This window comes from Microcella sp. (genome assembly GCF_046293215.1).
Lineage (GTDB): Bacteria > Actinomycetota > Actinomycetes > Actinomycetales > Microbacteriaceae > Microcella.
The window spans coordinates 235,464-250,164 of sequence record NZ_JBKBPI010000002.1 but is presented as its reverse complement, the minus strand read 5'-3'; the positions used below and the strand labels follow the sequence as shown (position 1 = coordinate 250,164).

14 protein-coding genes are annotated in these 14,701 nt (G+C 67.6%); 8 read left to right on the top strand and 6 right to left on the bottom strand.

What is annotated here, in order from left to right; all coding sequences use genetic code 11:
• Window positions 1–39 precede the first annotated feature (39 nt).
• Both ACK4SC_RS03230 and ACK4SC_RS03225 read left to right on the top strand, forming a co-directional pair.
• Entirely contained in the window at window positions 40–1,233 is a 1,194-nt protein-coding gene (locus ACK4SC_RS03230; protein ID WP_409614752.1) for a sensor histidine kinase, read from the top strand.
• Window positions 1,223–2,434 carry a hypothetical protein gene (locus tag ACK4SC_RS03225; RefSeq protein ID WP_409614750.1) on the top strand — a complete coding sequence of 404 codons (1,212 nt, stop codon included), beginning with the start codon at window positions 1,223–1,225 and terminating at the stop codon, window positions 2,432–2,434. Before ACK4SC_RS03230 ends, ACK4SC_RS03225 begins: the two co-directional genes overlap by 11 nt.
• Here the strand turns inward: ACK4SC_RS03225 and fbaA are convergent.
• Entirely contained in the window at window positions 2,419–3,447 is a 1,029-nt protein-coding gene (gene fbaA, locus ACK4SC_RS03220) for a class II fructose-bisphosphate aldolase (protein ID WP_409614748.1), read from the bottom strand. The genes ACK4SC_RS03225 and fbaA overlap by 16 nt on opposite strands.
• Before the next feature lie 200 nt (window positions 3,448–3,647).
• On the opposite strand from fbaA, the gene glpX reads away from it, so the two are divergent.
• Complete coding sequence (gene glpX / locus ACK4SC_RS03215; RefSeq protein ID WP_409614854.1) at window positions 3,648–4,604, top strand: class II fructose-bisphosphatase; 957 nt, start codon at window positions 3,648–3,650, stop codon at window positions 4,602–4,604.
• Between the two features lie 22 nt (window positions 4,605–4,626).
• Here the strand turns inward: glpX and ACK4SC_RS03210 are convergent, their stop codons facing one another.
• The 4 genes from ACK4SC_RS03210 to rmuC form a co-directional block, all read right to left on the bottom strand.
• Window positions 4,627–5,031, bottom strand: coding sequence for a VOC family protein (locus ACK4SC_RS03210; protein ID WP_409614746.1), 405 nt, complete (start codon window positions 5,029–5,031; stop codon window positions 4,627–4,629).
• A gap of 47 nt (window positions 5,032–5,078) precedes the next feature.
• On the bottom strand, window positions 5,079–6,050 hold the full coding sequence (locus ACK4SC_RS03205; protein WP_409614744.1) for a bile acid:sodium symporter family protein: 972 nt from the start codon (window positions 6,048–6,050) through the stop codon (window positions 5,079–5,081).
• Window positions 6,047–7,783 carry an AMP-binding protein gene (locus ACK4SC_RS03200; protein WP_409614742.1) on the bottom strand — a complete coding sequence of 579 codons (1,737 nt, stop codon included), beginning with the start codon at window positions 7,781–7,783 and terminating at the stop codon, window positions 6,047–6,049. The genes ACK4SC_RS03205 and ACK4SC_RS03200 overlap by 4 nt, the downstream gene beginning before the upstream one ends.
• A gap of 83 nt (window positions 7,784–7,866) precedes the next feature.
• On the bottom strand, window positions 7,867–9,198 hold the full coding sequence (rmuC, locus tag ACK4SC_RS03195; protein ID WP_409614740.1) for a DNA recombination protein RmuC: 1,332 nt from the start codon (window positions 9,196–9,198) through the stop codon (window positions 7,867–7,869).
• A gap of 57 nt (window positions 9,199–9,255) precedes the next feature.
• Here rmuC and ACK4SC_RS03190 point away from each other — a divergent pair, with 57 nt between their 5' ends.
• The 4 genes from ACK4SC_RS03190 (at window position 9,256) to ACK4SC_RS03175 (ending at window position 13,000) form a co-directional block, all read left to right on the top strand.
• The gene (locus tag ACK4SC_RS03190; protein WP_409614739.1) at window positions 9,256–10,170 is read left to right on the top strand and encodes a LysR family transcriptional regulator; all 915 of its coding nucleotides are present in this window, start codon (window positions 9,256–9,258) and stop codon (window positions 10,168–10,170) included.
• A 146-nt stretch (window positions 10,171–10,316) separates the two neighbouring features.
• Window positions 10,317–11,804: a CoA-acylating methylmalonate-semialdehyde dehydrogenase gene (locus tag ACK4SC_RS03185; RefSeq protein ID WP_409614737.1), complete on the top strand. Its 1,488-nt coding sequence runs from the start codon at window positions 10,317–10,319 to the stop codon at window positions 11,802–11,804.
• Window positions 11,805–11,926: 122 nt separating this feature from the next.
• A complete protein-coding gene (locus ACK4SC_RS03180; protein ID WP_409614736.1) occupies window positions 11,927–12,502 on the top strand; it encodes an OsmC family protein in 576 nt (191 codons plus the stop codon).
• A gap of 69 nt (window positions 12,503–12,571) precedes the next feature.
• Window positions 12,572–13,000 carry a hypothetical protein gene (locus tag ACK4SC_RS03175; protein WP_409614734.1) on the top strand — a complete coding sequence of 143 codons (429 nt, stop codon included), beginning with the start codon at window positions 12,572–12,574 and terminating at the stop codon, window positions 12,998–13,000.
• On the opposite strand, the gene ACK4SC_RS03170 is transcribed toward ACK4SC_RS03175, so the two are convergent.
• Window positions 12,997–13,611, bottom strand: a complete 615-nt coding sequence (locus ACK4SC_RS03170; protein WP_409614733.1) for a 3'-5' exonuclease — start codon at window positions 13,609–13,611, stop codon at window positions 12,997–12,999. The two genes, ACK4SC_RS03175 and ACK4SC_RS03170, sit on opposite strands and share 4 nt — an antisense overlap.
• A 70-nt stretch (window positions 13,612–13,681) precedes the next feature.
• On the opposite strand from ACK4SC_RS03170, the gene ACK4SC_RS03165 reads away from it, so the two are divergent.
• Window positions 13,682–14,674 (top strand): DMT family transporter, encoded by a 993-nt coding sequence (locus ACK4SC_RS03165; protein ID WP_409614731.1) that lies wholly within the window; start codon window positions 13,682–13,684, stop codon window positions 14,672–14,674.
• The last annotated feature ends 27 nt before the right edge of the window (window positions 14,675–14,701 follow it).

Here is a 14,701-nt window from a genome sequence, read left to right as displayed (position 1 = left end):
CGCGTCGTGCGGCAGTAATCTGAGCCGACGAGGAGAGCCATGCCGACGATCGCACTGCCGCGTGATGTCGCCGCCGCCGTTGTGGTGTCGGGACTGTCAACCGCCCTGCGCGCCGTGGCCGTCAGCGGTTTGGTCCTCACCGCCGTCATGACCATCGACGTCGCCGTGTCGGTCGGTCTCGACCGGGCGCAGACGCTCATCTTCGTGGCGCCGGTTGTCAGCAGTGTTCTCGTCGCTGTGTTGCTGCTCGCGCTTCCCTCCCGGGCAACCGCCGCGCTCTATCTCGGTGCGGGCGCCGTGGCGGCGGCGGCCACGGTCGTGGTGTCGGTGAGCATGGCTGGGCAGGGCACCGATCCGTACCTGATCAACCGTGTGGCCACGGCTTTGCCTCTCGTGGGTGGCTTAGCGGGCAGCGCTCGAAGCGGACTGCGCTGGACGGCATCCGCGATGGTCATCGCGTATGCCGCCCTGGGTGCAGGGTGGTGGGCGCTGGGGATCACTGGGCCCCTCGGGTACGGACCCCTCATCGTGGGCACGCTCGCGCTGGTCGGTTTTGGCCTGCTGGCGGCCGTTCGGTTTCGTGCGAAGAAGAGCGTTCCGGAGCTCCTGGCGGTGCAGCGCGCCGTCTTGATTGATGCACGCGAACGTGAGCTACAGCGTCGGGCCGCTGCCGCTGTCCACGACACGGTGCTCGCTGATCTCGCGGTGGTGTCGATGTCGTCGGGGCCGATCGATAATCGGATGCGCGATCACATTCTGCGTGACCTTGACGCGATCGTCCGGCCCACTGCGGCGCGCACGGTGGCAGCGGAGGTCGCCGTTCACGCGCCGCACGGACTCGCGCTGGCTCTGGTCACGCTCGCCAACGACTACCGCTGGAAGGGCGTCACGGTGCAGGTAAGCGGCACCGAGGAGCTCACCACCGCGGTGCCCATTCCCGTTGTCGATGCGCTGGTCGGGGCGACGCGGGCGGCCTTGGACAACGTCGTCGCGCACGCCAATACCGAGCACGCGGAGCTGGTCGTTGGTCAGCGCGACGACGCGATCGCTGTGCTCGTCGTGGATTCGGGGCGCGGCTTTGCCGTCGACGACGTGCGAACCGACCGCCTTGGCTTGCGCGAGTCGATCATGGGTCGCGTGCAGGCGGTCGGCGGTTCGGTGCGCGTCTGGTCCGGCGAGGAGGGGACGACGGTCATGATGCGGGTGCCGCTCGGGAGTGCCGATGGCCGATAACACCCACGTCTCTCCGTGGTCGGTCGATCCCGTCAGCTGGCTCACCACGGCGACGGTGCCCATCACGGCCACGCTGTTGGCGACGCTCTACGGTGTGCTCGAGATCCTGGTTGTGCCGCCTCGCGGTGGAGTCCTGCAGTGGATCGCCCTGATCTGTCTCGCAGCGGCAGGCGTCGTCGTCCACCTGCGCACCCGACCGCCGCGAGGAATTCTGGGCGCACCCGCCGTGCTCGTCGTCCTGGCCCTCGTGAGTGCGGCGGCCGTGCTGTCGACGCTCGACTACGACGGCACGATGTTCTCACTCACCCTGTGGTGGGTGCCACTGGGCATCTCGCTGATCCTGATCGCCCTTGCGCCGTATGTGCGCGCGTCCACGATCGTAGCCATCACCGTGGCGCAGGTTCTAATCGTTGGTCTCATCGCGTTTGTGCTCGTCGTTCCTGACGACCCCCGGTGGCCCGCGGTGACGACCGCGATTGTTGTGGTGACCCCGATCATCGCGGGCGGCATTGTCAGCGCTGTGCTGTCGGCCAGTATCGTGCGCATTTCGATGCGGTGGAGCGGCCGTTCGAAGTCTCTGCTGCCGAGCCTGGGGGCACCGACGATCGACGACCATCATCTGGTGCGCGCGGTCGATGACGACATCTCGGAACAGTTGGTCGCGGCGGTCACGTTCCTTCGTGATGTCGCACACCGAGGCGAGATTAGGGAGGGGGATGCAGACAGAGCGCGCGCCCTCTCACTCGACCTGAGGGCCCGTCTGCTCGCGGACGCGTCGGCGACATGGCTCGAGAGGATTGTGCGCGGGCATCCCATTGAACTTCAGGACCCAGATCGGCTCGCTGACCAGCTGACGGTCGCGCAGCGCACTGCGCTGCGAGCCATGATTGACGCCCTGGTTTCTGACCCGGAGTCGGGGTTTGTCTCTGCTCGGGTGACCCTTCGCTCGATCGGTGCGGGCACCGTCGCCGTCGCGTTGCGGATCACCACGACCCTCCCGGAGGGGCGCCGCATCAGTTTCCTCGCGCCGTACTACGTGGCACTGTCGGCCGCGGTTCGCGACATCAGGTGGCACGACGGTGCGAGCCTCAAGGTTGAGTTCGAGGCCCCGATCGACATGACAACGGGGAGCGCGCCCACGATTCAGCGCACTCCCCGCCGTCTGTCGTCGCAGGGCGACGAGTCTCAGCGCCCGGAGTGACCCGCCGAGCCGAGCTGCTGCGTCGCCTCAACGACGCGCTTCGCCATGGCCGATTCGGCCGCCTTGCCCCATGAGCGCGGGTCGTAGACCTTCTTGTTGCCGACCTCTCCGTCGACCTTCAAGAAGCCGTCGTAGTTCTTCAGCACGCTGTCGGCCACCGAGCGGCTGTATGCGTACTGCGTGTCGGTGTCGATGTTCATCTTGATGACGCCGTTCGCGACCGCCGTTGCGATCTCCTCGTCGGTCGAGCCCGAGCCTCCGTGGAAGACAAGGTCGAGCGGCAGGGCGCCGGTGCCGTACTTCGCGGCGATGCCGTCCTGAATCTCCTTGAGCAGTTCAGGCCGCAGCTTCACGTTGCCCGGCTTGTAGACACCGTGCACGTTGCCGAAGGTCAGGGCGGCCATGTAGCGACCGTTTTCGCCCAGACCGAGTGCCTCGACGGCCTGCTCGACGTCTCCGAGCGTCGTGTAGAGCGCGTCGTTCGAGCCCTCGTGCTGCACGCCGTCTTCCTCGCCGCCGACGACGCCGATCTCGACCTCGAGGATGGCGTTGATGTTCTTCATGCGCGGCAGCAGCTCGCGGGCGATCTCGATGTTCTCGGCCAGCGGTACGGCCGAGCCGTCCCACATGTGCGACTGGAAGATGGGGTTACGGCCGGCCTTCACCTCGGCCTCGCTCGCCTCGATGAGAGGCATGACGAAACCGTCGAGCGCGTCCTTCGGGCAGTGGTCGGTGTGCAGGGCGACGGTGATGGGGTAGTTCTTTGCGACCTCGGTCGCGAACGCGGCAAAGGCGAGTGCGCCCGAGGCGCGGGCCTTGACGCTCTGGCCGGCGAAGTAGTCAGCGCCACCGGTGGTGACCTGCAGGATGCCGTCAGAGCCGGCCTCCGTCAGACCCTGCAGAACGGCGTTAATCGTCGACGACGACGAAACGTTGATGGCGGGGTAGGCAAACCCGCCCTTCTTGGCCTTGTCGAGCATCTCGGCATACTGCTCGGGGGTGGCGATGGGCATGGTGCTCCTCGTGCGTGGTGGGCTGTGGGGACGGCTCCGAGTCTAGCCAGCGCCGAGCGCGCGGCCGCTAGGCTGGGGCCAGCGCTGTTCTACCACCCGGCGCGTCCGTTCATCCGTTTGATCGACGCCGAGAGAAGGACGCCACTGTGGTGACCACCGAAACCGGGACCCTGTTCCTCCACCCCGACCGCAACCTCGCCATGGAGTTGGTGCGCGCAACCGAGGCGGCCGCGATCCGCTCAGCGCCCTATATCGGCCGCGGCGACAAGAACGCGGCCGACGGTGCGGCGGTGGATGCAATGCGCAAGTTCCTGGGCACGGTCAACTTCACGGGCGTGGTCGTCATCGGTGAGGGCGAAAAAGACAACGCTCCCATGCTCTTCAACGGTGAGCAGGTGGGCACCGGCAACGGCCCGATGTGTGACATCGCGGTCGACCCGATCGACGGCACCTCGCTCACGGCGGCTGGCCGTAGCCACGCGATCTCGATGATCGCGGTCGCCGACCGCGGCACGATGCTGGATGCCTCGAGCGTGTTTTACATGGACAAAATCGTCACGGGCCACGAAGGAATCGGAGTCGTCGACATCCGTCAGTCGGTCGGCGAGAACATCCGGGCGCTCGCCGCGGCGAAGGGCAAGCGGGTCGATCAGATGCGCATCGCCGTGCTTGATCGGCCGCGGCACCAGCAGCTCATCGAGGAGATCCGCGAGGCGGGCGCCGGAACCCGGCTCATTCTCGACGGCGACGTCGCTGCGGGTATCAACGCCGCGCGTCACGACACCCGCATCGACATGGCCATCGGCACGGGCGGGAGCCCGGAGGGGGTCGCCACCGCGTGCGCGGTGAAGGCGCTCGGCGGCTTCATTCAGGGACGGCTCGCGCCGGGCTCCGACGAGGAACGCGAGAAAGGTGCCGCGGCGGGCCTCAAGTTCGACCACGTCTACGAGGCCAACGACCTGGTCAGCAGCGACAACACCTTCTTCGTCGCGACCGGTGTCACCGACGGCGAGCTCGTGCGCGGGGTGCTGCGCGACGGGCCGATGATCCGCACCGAGTCGATCGTGTTGCGCTCGCGCTCGGGCACGATCCGCCGCGTCGTCGCCGACCACCAGGTCTCGAAGTGGCTCGACGAGAACGAGGTGCTCGGACTCTAACCCTGGGCCAGGGGCCGCGATGCTACTCCTCGTCGTCGCCCGGCGGGTTCTGCAGCACTGAGATGATGTTGCCGGCCGGGTCGGTGAACCACGCGATGTCGGGGCCGAGCCCCGCGGCGATTCCCCGAGAGATGCCGCGCGCATCCTGATCAAAGCCGTCGTAGCGCGCGATCGCGACGCCAGCCGCGACGAGCGCGTCGACGGCCAGATCGATGTCGTCGACCTCGAGGTTCAGCACCGTGTAGGTCGCGGGCACGTGGTCGGGTTTGGGATACACGAGCACCCAGCCGCCGCCCGGCAGGTCGATGGTGAGCTGGCCCATCTCGGCGTACCCGACATCGAGCCCGAGCACGCCACCGTAGAAGTCGTGCGCGGCGTCGATGTCGGGAACAGCAAAACCGGCGAAGGCGAAGCGCGTGGCGATCATGTCGCGACGCTACTCCGCCTCCGCCGGTCAGGCCAGAGCGGGTGCCGTTACAGCAGGTTCGGGATCTTCTGCTCTTCCGCAGTGTTGGCTCGGCGGAACCAGAACGTCACGAAGGTAGCGATGATCACGATGAACAGCGAGTACAGCGCCGGCACGATCAGGATGAGGCCGATCTCGGGCGTGCCCGAGAAGGTCAGAATCACGATCGCGATCGCCAGCGGCCCGTTCTGGATGCCCGTCTCGAGGCCGATCGTGCGCGCATTCGCCGGGTGCAGGCGAATGGCCCGCGCGATGAAGTACGCGACAAAGATGCCGACGAGGCCGAGCCCGATCGCGACCGTGTAGGTCTGCCACGGGGTGGAGGTCAGCAGCGCCCAGTTGCGCGGCACCCACGTCGCCATCAGGAACACGATGAAGAACAGGCCGAAGAACCCGCCGAGCAGTTCCATGAAGGCGCCGACGTTGGCGCTGTAGCGCCGCAGGATCATGCCCGCGACAACCGGAATCAAGAGCGTCGCAAGCGTCACGACGATGTTGATGATCGGGATCTGCAGGTCGCTCTCTTCCGTGAACACGAAGCCGCCGTAGAAGGCGAGCACGAGCGGCGTCATGAGAATCGCCCACAGGGTCGAGTTCGTCGTCATGATGACGCTGAGCGCGAGGTTGCCCTTCGAGAAGTACGTGAAGATGTTCGACGTCGTGCCGGCGGGCACGCAGCCCATCAGCAGGGCACCAAGAGCGACCGGACCCGCGTATTCGCGCGGCAGCTGGAACAGCAGCGTGATGACGAGCACGTAGGCCAGCAGCGGCATGATGCCGAACTGGGTCACGAAGCCGATGATCAGCCCGTACGGTCGGCGCAGCGCCGACTTGAAGTCGCGCGGCGTGAGCCCGGCGCCGAGGCCGAACATGATCACGAACACGAGGCCGACGAGCAGGGCCTGCTCGAACGGGGTGACGACGTCTTGCTCGTTCACGACGGTCGTCGTCGACGCGGCGAGAAGCGATGCGACGATCACGACAGCTCCCTTCCTTGCGTCTCGATACTGGCCGTTTCGCTCGTGACCGCCTGCGCTCGCAGTTCTCGGCGCAGGATCTTGCCGATGGGGCTCTTCGGCAGCTCGTCGACGAAGCGCACCGACTTCGGCACCTTGTAGGCCGCGAGCGACTCGCGGCAGTGCGCGATGATCTCGGCCTCGGTGGGCCGCGGGTCGTTCGCGACCACGTAGGCGCGCACCGCCTCGCCGGTCTTGTCGTCGGGGATTCCGACGACGCCGACCTCGTTGACGCCGGGCATCGCCGCAATACGCTCCTCAACCTCATTGGGGAAGACGTTGAAGCCGCTCACGAGCACCATGTCTTTCTTGCGGTCAACGATCGTGAAGTAGCCGTCAGCATCCATCTCGGCGATATCGCCGGTGCGGAACCAGCCGTCGAGCATCGAGTTCGCCGTCTCGTCGTCGCGCTGCCAGTAGCCCTTCATGACCTGCGGGCCACGCGCGACGAGCTCTCCGGGTTCGCCAACCGCGGCGTCGGTGCCGTCGTCTTTCACGCACCGCACGTCGGTGGAGGGCACCGGAATGCCGATGGTGCCGTCTTTCACCTCTCCGCCGAAGGGGTTGAAGGTCAGCACCGGAGAGGTTTCGGTGAGACCGTAGCCCTCGACAATCGGGGTGCCGGTGACCTCGCGCCAGCGCTCGGCGACCGACTCGTGCAGGGCCATACCGCCGGCGGCCGAGCCGATGAGGTGCTTCGGGGGGTGCTCGACGAACCAGCGTTCGTTGAGCAGGGCGTTGAACAGCGTGTTCACGCCCGTGGTCCAGGTGATCTTGTAGTTCTCGAAGGCCCGCTTGAGGTTGCTCGGCGGCCGGGGCGAGGGCACCAGGATGTTGCGGGCACCCATGTGGAAGAAGCCGATCAGATTCACCGTGAAGGCGAAGATGTGGTACAGCGGCAGGGCCGTGAGCACCGTCTCTTTGCCCGGGCGGATGCTCTGGCCGAGCATCTGCAGCATCTGCATCGTGTTCGACACGAGGTTGCCGTGCGTGAGCATGGCGCCCTTCGAGACGCCGGTCGTGCCGCCGGTGTACTGCAGGGCGGCGATGGTGTCGAGGTCGACGCCGTCGAGATAGCCGGAGCTTCGCCCCATGAGGGTTTTGCCTCGCGATAGCGCGGTCTGGAAGGACGTGTGCTCGACCTCGATCTTCGGCAGCGACCGGTTCCAGTACTTCTGCACGAGGCGAATCACCCCGGCGATGACCGGCGGGAAGAACTCAGAGATGCGTACCGTCACGACCGTCTGCACGCCGGTTGCCGACACGACCTCGGGCAGTCGGTCGGCGAACATGTCGATGATGACGAGCGCCTTCGCCCCCGAGTCGCTGAACTGGTGCGTCATCTCGCTCGCCGTGTACAGCGGGTTCGTGTTGACGAGCACAAGGCCGGCCTTCATGATGCCGAACGCCACGACCGGGAAGGCGAGGCAGTTGGGCATTTGCACGGCGACACGGTCGCCCTGGTCGAGTTGCAGCTCTTCGCGCAGGTACGCGGCGAAGGCGTCGGAGAGTTCGTCGACCTCGTTATAGGTGAGCGACCCGTTCATGCCGTTGGGCATGCACTGCGTGAACGCGATCTGGTCACCGTAGTCGGTGGTCGCTTTCGACAGCAGGTCGGGCATGTGCCGGAAGGCGGGCGAGACGAGCTCGTGCTCGACTCCGCTCGGATAATGGGCGAGCCAGGGGCGTTGGGTCATCGTTGATCTTTCGCCGGGGGTGGACTCCGACACCTCGTTGCGCCGGAGATTGCGGCAATCCTAGCGATGGCCGCGAACGCGACTCACTCGCCTCGCTGGTCCTCCACAGTCTCGAGCTCGCCCGCGGTCGACAGATTGTCGACAAGCTCCATTGCCGTGATTTCGCGCGGCCCCTCTTCGATGGATGCGAGCGGCCCGAGCACGGTCGATTCATCGAGGCGCTGCAGCTTGCGCGCACTCGGCAGCACCTGGCGTTCCATCGACCCGACGAAGCCGTTGTAGTTCTTCACCGTGCCCTCGATCGAGCGGCCGAGTTTTTCGATGTGGCCCGCGAGGGTGCCGAGCCGGCCGTAGAGTTCGCGGCTCAGATCGAAGAGCTTCTTCGCGTCTTCGGTCAAGACGTCTTGCTGCCACGAGAAGGCAACGGTCTTCAGCACCGACCACAGGGTGACGGGCGAGGCGAGAGCGACCCGCTTCGAGAAGGCGTAGTCCATGATCGCCGGGTCGGCCTCCATGGCGCTCGAGACGAGCGACTCGCTCGGGATGAAGGCGATGACGAGTTCGGGCGAGGCATCGAGACCCGCCCAGTACGCTTTCGAGCCGAGTGCATCGATGTGAGAGCGCACGGCCTTGACGTGCTGCTTCATGAGCGTCTCGCGCCGGGCACCCTCGTCACCCGTCGCGGTGATGGCGATCTGGCTGGCCTCGAGGTAGGCGGTGAACGGCACCTTCGCGTCGACGGCGATGTTCTTGCCGCCGGGCAGGTGAATCACCATGTCGGGGCGGCCGGCGCCCGCGTCCGAGGTGATGCTGGCCTGCGTGTCGAAGTCGACGCGCTCGATGAGCCCTGCTGCTTCGACCACATTGCGAAGCTGCGTTTCGCCCCACACGCCGCGCACGCTGTTCGAGCGCAGCGCACTGGCCAGCGATTCGGCTGTCGCGCGCAGGCGTTCTTCCGACTCGGTGGCGGACTTCAGTTGCTGCGCCAATTCGCCGTGCTGCTGGCTGCGCTGCGTTTCCAGCTCTGTCACCTTCGCCTGCATCGTGCGCAGCGTCTCTTGCACCGGAGTGAGAGCCTGCAGCACCTTGCTATCGGAGCGTTCGCGTTCTTCGCGGGCGCGCTGTTCGGCCTGCGCCCGTTCGACGAACTCGCGGTGCGCTTGCTGGGCCTGGGTGACCTGCTCGCGCAAACCCTCAGCCGTCGCGGTGAGTCCCGCGAGCTCGGCGGTGAGTTCGGCACGTATCGCGGCCTCCTCGGCGCGCACCTGGGCGAGAGCGGCCTCGTGCCGCGCGGCCACCACGGCTGGGTCGTCGCCCCCTGGGGCGGCCCCCCGCCGGCCGATGACCATGCCGACAATGGCGCCGACGACGAGGCCGAGCGCGAGGCCGATGACGAGCGGTACGAGAAACTCCATGCCCTAACTCTCGCAGGGGCCCCCGACATTGGGGTCGACCCGCCGTAGGGTGGCGTCATGCCGACCACGCCCGCGCGCCCCGAGCTCAGCGCAGACGACCTGCGGGTGCTGCTCGCCGTGGCTCGACTCGGACGGCTCACCGCGGCGGCCGACCTGCTCGGCATCGATCACACCACGGTGCGTCGACGGCTCGACCGCCTCGAGGCGGCGCTCGGCGCGCGCGTACTCGACCGCGGTGCGGACGGCTGGCAGCTCACCGGCCTGGGGCGCGACGTTGTTGAGCGCGCGGCCACCCTGGAAGACCTGCTCGACCAGGTGGCGGCCATTGCCGAAGGCGATCACACCGTGCGGGGCACCGTGCGGGTGGCGGCGCCCGACGGCTTCGGCTCGCTCATCATCGCGCCAGCGCTCGCGGGCGTGCGCTCCGAGCATCCCGGAATCGCGGTCGAACTGGTGACGTCGACCCGGCCGCTCAGCTTGCGGGGCTCCGGCTTCGACCTTGCCGTGACGATCGGCCAGGCGGCCGGCGCCCGCGTCACCGCCGAGCCGCTCACCGACTACGCCCTCCGGTTGTACGCCAGCGCCGACTATCTCGCGGCCCACCCGCCGATCCGCAGCGCGGCCGATCTCGCCGGGCTCGAGTTGATCTTCTACGTCGATGCCCTACTCACGGTGCAAGAGCTCGATCTGGCTCCGGTGCTCGGCGGCATGCGCACGGGCTTTGCGTCGACCAACGTTTTCGCCCAGTTGGAGGCGGTGCGCGCGGGGGCCGGCATCGGCCTCCTGCACGCGTTCATGGCCGAGAATGATCCCGACCTCGTGCCCGTTCTGCCCGACGAGGTCGAGTTTCGCCTGCGCTTCACCCTGTCGTCGCGGCCCGAGAGCCCCGCGGTCGGGGCGGTCGCCATCGTGCGTGATGCGCTGTTTCGGGCGGTCGCGTCGCGTCGCGCCGAGCTGCTGCCGGGCGGCTGACGCGCGCGCCCCGCGGACCGCGCGCGGCGCGCATCCTTAATCTGCGTTTTTGCACAACGGATGCGCGCGCTTGGCTCTTGAACGCAGAACGCTCGTAGCCGAGACTGGCAGCAGCGCACCCGCGCCCGAGTTCCGGGAGAGAACCCATGTCGATCGTTCAGCACTACGTCAATGGCGCCGCATTCGCCGGCACCTCCGGCCGCACGGCCCCCGTCTACAACCCGGCCCAGGGTGCCGTCGCTCGCGAGGTTGCCCTCGCCGCGAAGGCCGACCTTGACCTCGCCGTGGCGGCCGCAAAGGATGCGCTTCCCGGCTGGGCGGGGACAAGCCTGGCCAAGCGCCAGCAGCTCATGTTCGCCTTCCGCGAGGCGATGAACGCCCGCAAGAACGAGCTCGCCGCGATCATCACCGCCGAGCACGGCAAGGTCACCTCCGACGCCCTCGGTGAGATTGCCCGTGGCATGGAGGTCATCGAGCTCGCGACCTCGATCCCGCAGCTCATGAAGGGCGAGTACAGCGAGGCTGTGTCGACCGGCGTCGACGTGTACTCGATCAAGCAGCCTGTCGGCGTCGTCGGCATCATCAGCCCCTTCAACTTCCCGGCGATGGTGCCGCTGTGGTTCTTCCCGCTGGCGATCGCCGCCGGCAACACGGTCGTGCTGAAGCCGAGCGAAAAGGATCCGTCGGCCGCCATCTGGATGGCGGAGCTGTTCACCGAGGTGGGGCTGCCGAACGGCGTCTTCAACGTCGTGAACGGCGACAAGGAGAGCGTCGACGCCCTGCTCGACAACCCCGACGTCGCGGCCATCAGCTTCGTCGGCTCGACGCCCATTGCGAAGTACATCTACGAGCGGGGAACCGCCAACGGTAAGCGTGTGCAGGCCCTCGGCGGGGCGAAGAACCACATGCTCGTGCTGCCCGACGCCGACCTCGACTTGGTCGCCGACTCGGCCGTCAACGCGGGCTTCGGCTCGGCGGGCGAGCGCTGCATGGCGATCTCGGTGGTTGTCGCGGTGGAGCCGGTCGCCGATGAGCTCATCGAGAAGGTGCGCGAGCGCATGGCCACCCTGAAGGTCGGCGACGGCACTCGCAACTGCGACATGGGCCCGCTCATCACGAAGGAGCACCGCGACAAGGTCGCCGGCTACCTCGACGTCGCCGAACAGGACGGCGCGACGATCGTCGTTGACGGCCGCGGCATCGAGGTCGACGGCGCGGCCGACGGCTTCTGGCTCGGCCCCACCCTCATCGACAACGTGCCCACCACCTCGCGGGTCTACACGGAAGAAATCTTCGGCCCCGTGCTGTCGGTCGTGCGCGTGAAGACCTACGACGAGGGTCTCGAACTCATCAACTCGTCGCGCTTCGGCAACGGCACGGCGATCTTCACCAACGACGGGGGAGCGGCCCGCCGCTTCCAGACCGAGGTCACCGTCGGCATGGTCGGCATCAACGTGCCGATTCCGGTGCCCGTCGGCTACTACTCGTTCGGCGGCTGGAAGGAGTCGCTGTTCGGCAACGCCAAGGCCTACGGCACGCAGGCGATCGGCTTCTTCACGCGGGAGAAGGCCATCACGTCGCGCTGGCTCGACCCGAGCCACGGCGGCATCAACCTGGGCTTCCCGCAGAACTAGGCGGCGCGCGCCGGGCTTGTCCGGTGACGCCTCGTGACACCCCGTGACCCTTCGTGTCGCGGGGTGTCACTGCGTTTCAGGGATGCTCGACACGGCTCACCGCGCGCGCCTACCGTCCCCGCATGACACTTCTCACTGACGCCCCCAGCATCCCGTCCACCATCCCCGCCATCCCCGTCGTCTCGATCGCGGAGCGGGCCGAGCGGCTCGACACCGCCGGCTCCGCCTGGAGCGAGCGGATCACGGCCGACCCGTCCGCAGCGAAATTGACCTTCCGTGCATCCGGAATCGCGGAGGGGTCGGTTGCGACCACGATTCGTGCCGGAAAGCACCGGTTCGTCGTTGACGAGCCGTCGGCGCTCGCGGGCGACGACGTCGCCGCGAGCCCCGTCGAATACGCGCTGGGCGCGCTGATCTCGTGCCAGGTGGTCGTCTATCGCCTGTACGCCCGCGCCCTGGGCATTCGTCTGCTCGACATCGCGATCGAGGCGGAGGGCGATTTGGACGCACGCAATCTGCTCGGCCTCGACGACACGGTTCGCCCCGGTTTCAGCGCCGTCCGGCTGACCATTACCCTCACGGGCCCGGAATCAGCGGAGCGCTACGAGTACCTCCGCGACGTGGTCGACGCCCACTGCCCCGTGCTTGACCTGTTCCAGAACCCGACGCCCGTGACGGCGACGGTGCGGAAGGGGTAGCCGTAGCCGGTTGGGTCTTCGGCGTCAATGGGGTGGTGTCGCGCAGGAACCGCACCTAGCGTCCGCCAGATGGAACAGAGCGAAATCATCATTCTGGTTGTCATCGCCTCGATCGTCGTTCTCGGCGCGATCGTCGGTATTGCTATCGCGATGGCGAACAACAAGAAGAAGCGTGAGCGTGAGGCCGCGGAACGTCGAGCCGACGAGCAGCGCCGCGCGCGCCAGCTCGCCGAGAAGGCTGATCAGGAGCGGATTGTGGCTGCCGAGCAGAAGGCCGCGGCGGCGCAGGCCGAAGCCGACGCCGAACGCGCCGAAGCCGATGCTGCGCGCAAGCGGCGCGAGGCGCAGAGCGCGTCGCGCAGCGCCGAAGCCGTGCGCTCGCGTGCCGACGAGCACGCGCACGAGGCGGACTCGCTGGCCGACGGAAACGACGGACACGAGGGCCGGGAAGAACGGCGCGTGGGCCCGTCCCACGCAGCGCCGCGCCGAAACCGCTAGGCCAGAGCGGCCGGGCGGCGGTCGGCGGCGTCCTCGTCGGCGCGCGGTCCGATCATCCCGATGCGGGTGCCGCAGACGGCCGCGAGCTCGTCGCCGTCGTCGACGCCGTGGCGCCCTGCCGCGTGCACGACGATCGCGGCGCACGCCTCGGCGTCGGCAAGCGCGTCGTGGTGGGCGAAGTCTTCGAAGCCCGCTGCCATCGCCGCGACAGGCAGCCGGTAGGAGTCGAGGTGGTAGGTCTTGCGCGCGATCCGCAGGCTACAGAGATACCGGGCATCGGGTACGTCGAGGTTGCTGGCGCGGCACGCGGCCTGCAGCACCCCCATGTCGAAACCGGCGTTGTGCGCGGCGAGCAGATCGCCGTCGACGAACTGCCACAGCCGGTCGAACTGCTCGGCCCAGAGGGGCGCGTCGACGATGTCATCGGCCGTGATGCCGTGGATGCGCGTGTTCCACTCATTCATCACGTCGTAGCCGAACGGCGGGCGGATCAGCCACGACTCTTTGTCGACCACCCGGCCGTCGCGCACCTTGACGAGCCCGACGCTGCAGGCGCTCGCCGCGTGACCGTTCGCGGTTTCGAAATCGATGGCGGTGAAGTCGAGGGGCACGGTGTCGATGCTCGCATGAGCCGCCGACGCGGACCCTCGGGCTCGCCGCGCGGGCCTAGCCTTGACACTCGTGAACGCACTTCGTCGCTTCAGCCCTCCGGTGCTGGCCCAGCTTTTCTGGGCATCGAACTTCGTCGTGGCCGCTCTCGTCGTCGACGAGTTCACGCCCGTCGAGTTGACCTGGCTGCGCTGGCTCGGGGCCGTGCCCATCCTCGTCATTGTCGCTTGGTGGCTGGAGAAGCCGGCGTGGGGCGATGCGCTGCGGGAGTGGCCGATTCACACCCTGCAGGCGATCCTCGGCATGGTCGGCTACACCCTGTTTCTGTACGCGGCGCTCGCGACGACCTCGCCCGTGACGGCGTCGGTCATCAGCGCCATCAACCCGGCGGTGATTGCCATTGCCGCCGTCATCTTCTTGGGCGAGCGCATCCTGAAAATGGGTGCCTTGGGCATCGCCATCTCTTTCGTCGGCGTGCTGATCGTCGTCTTCACCGGCTCGGGCGAGTTCGCGCTCGTCTTCTCGCCGGGCGACCTCCTGATGCTCGGCGCGATCAGCGTGTGGACGGCGTACGTCATCGTGAGCCGCCGCGTGAAGACGCCGCCGATCACCGCGACGGCGGTGCAGGCGGGGCTCAGTGTCATCGTGATGCTGCCGCTGCTGGCCATCGTCGGGTTGCCGGGTGTCGCCGCCGGCCCCAGTGCCGGCGCGTGGTTCGGCCTCGTGTGGATCATCATTTTCCCGTCGGCCATGGCCTACCTGTTGTGGAACATCGCGGTCATGAACCTCGGCCCGTCGAAGACCGGCGTGTTTCTCAACCTGCTGCCGGTGTTCACGGCGCTCATCGCCTTCGTATTCGGCGACGTGATCACTCTCGGCGAGCTGATCGGTGGCGTCATCGTGTTGGCGGGTGTCTTCTTGACGACGCGTCCCGGTGCGACCAGGGGCGCGGATGCTGAACACCCGCCCACAGGACCGGTCGCCACAGCGGCTCCCGTTCCGCCGCTTCCCCCGGCCGACGAGCATTCGGCGCAGGAACCGCCGTCGCCGCCGCGCGGCGGGTAGGGGGATGCGCGCGGAATAGCACCGCGC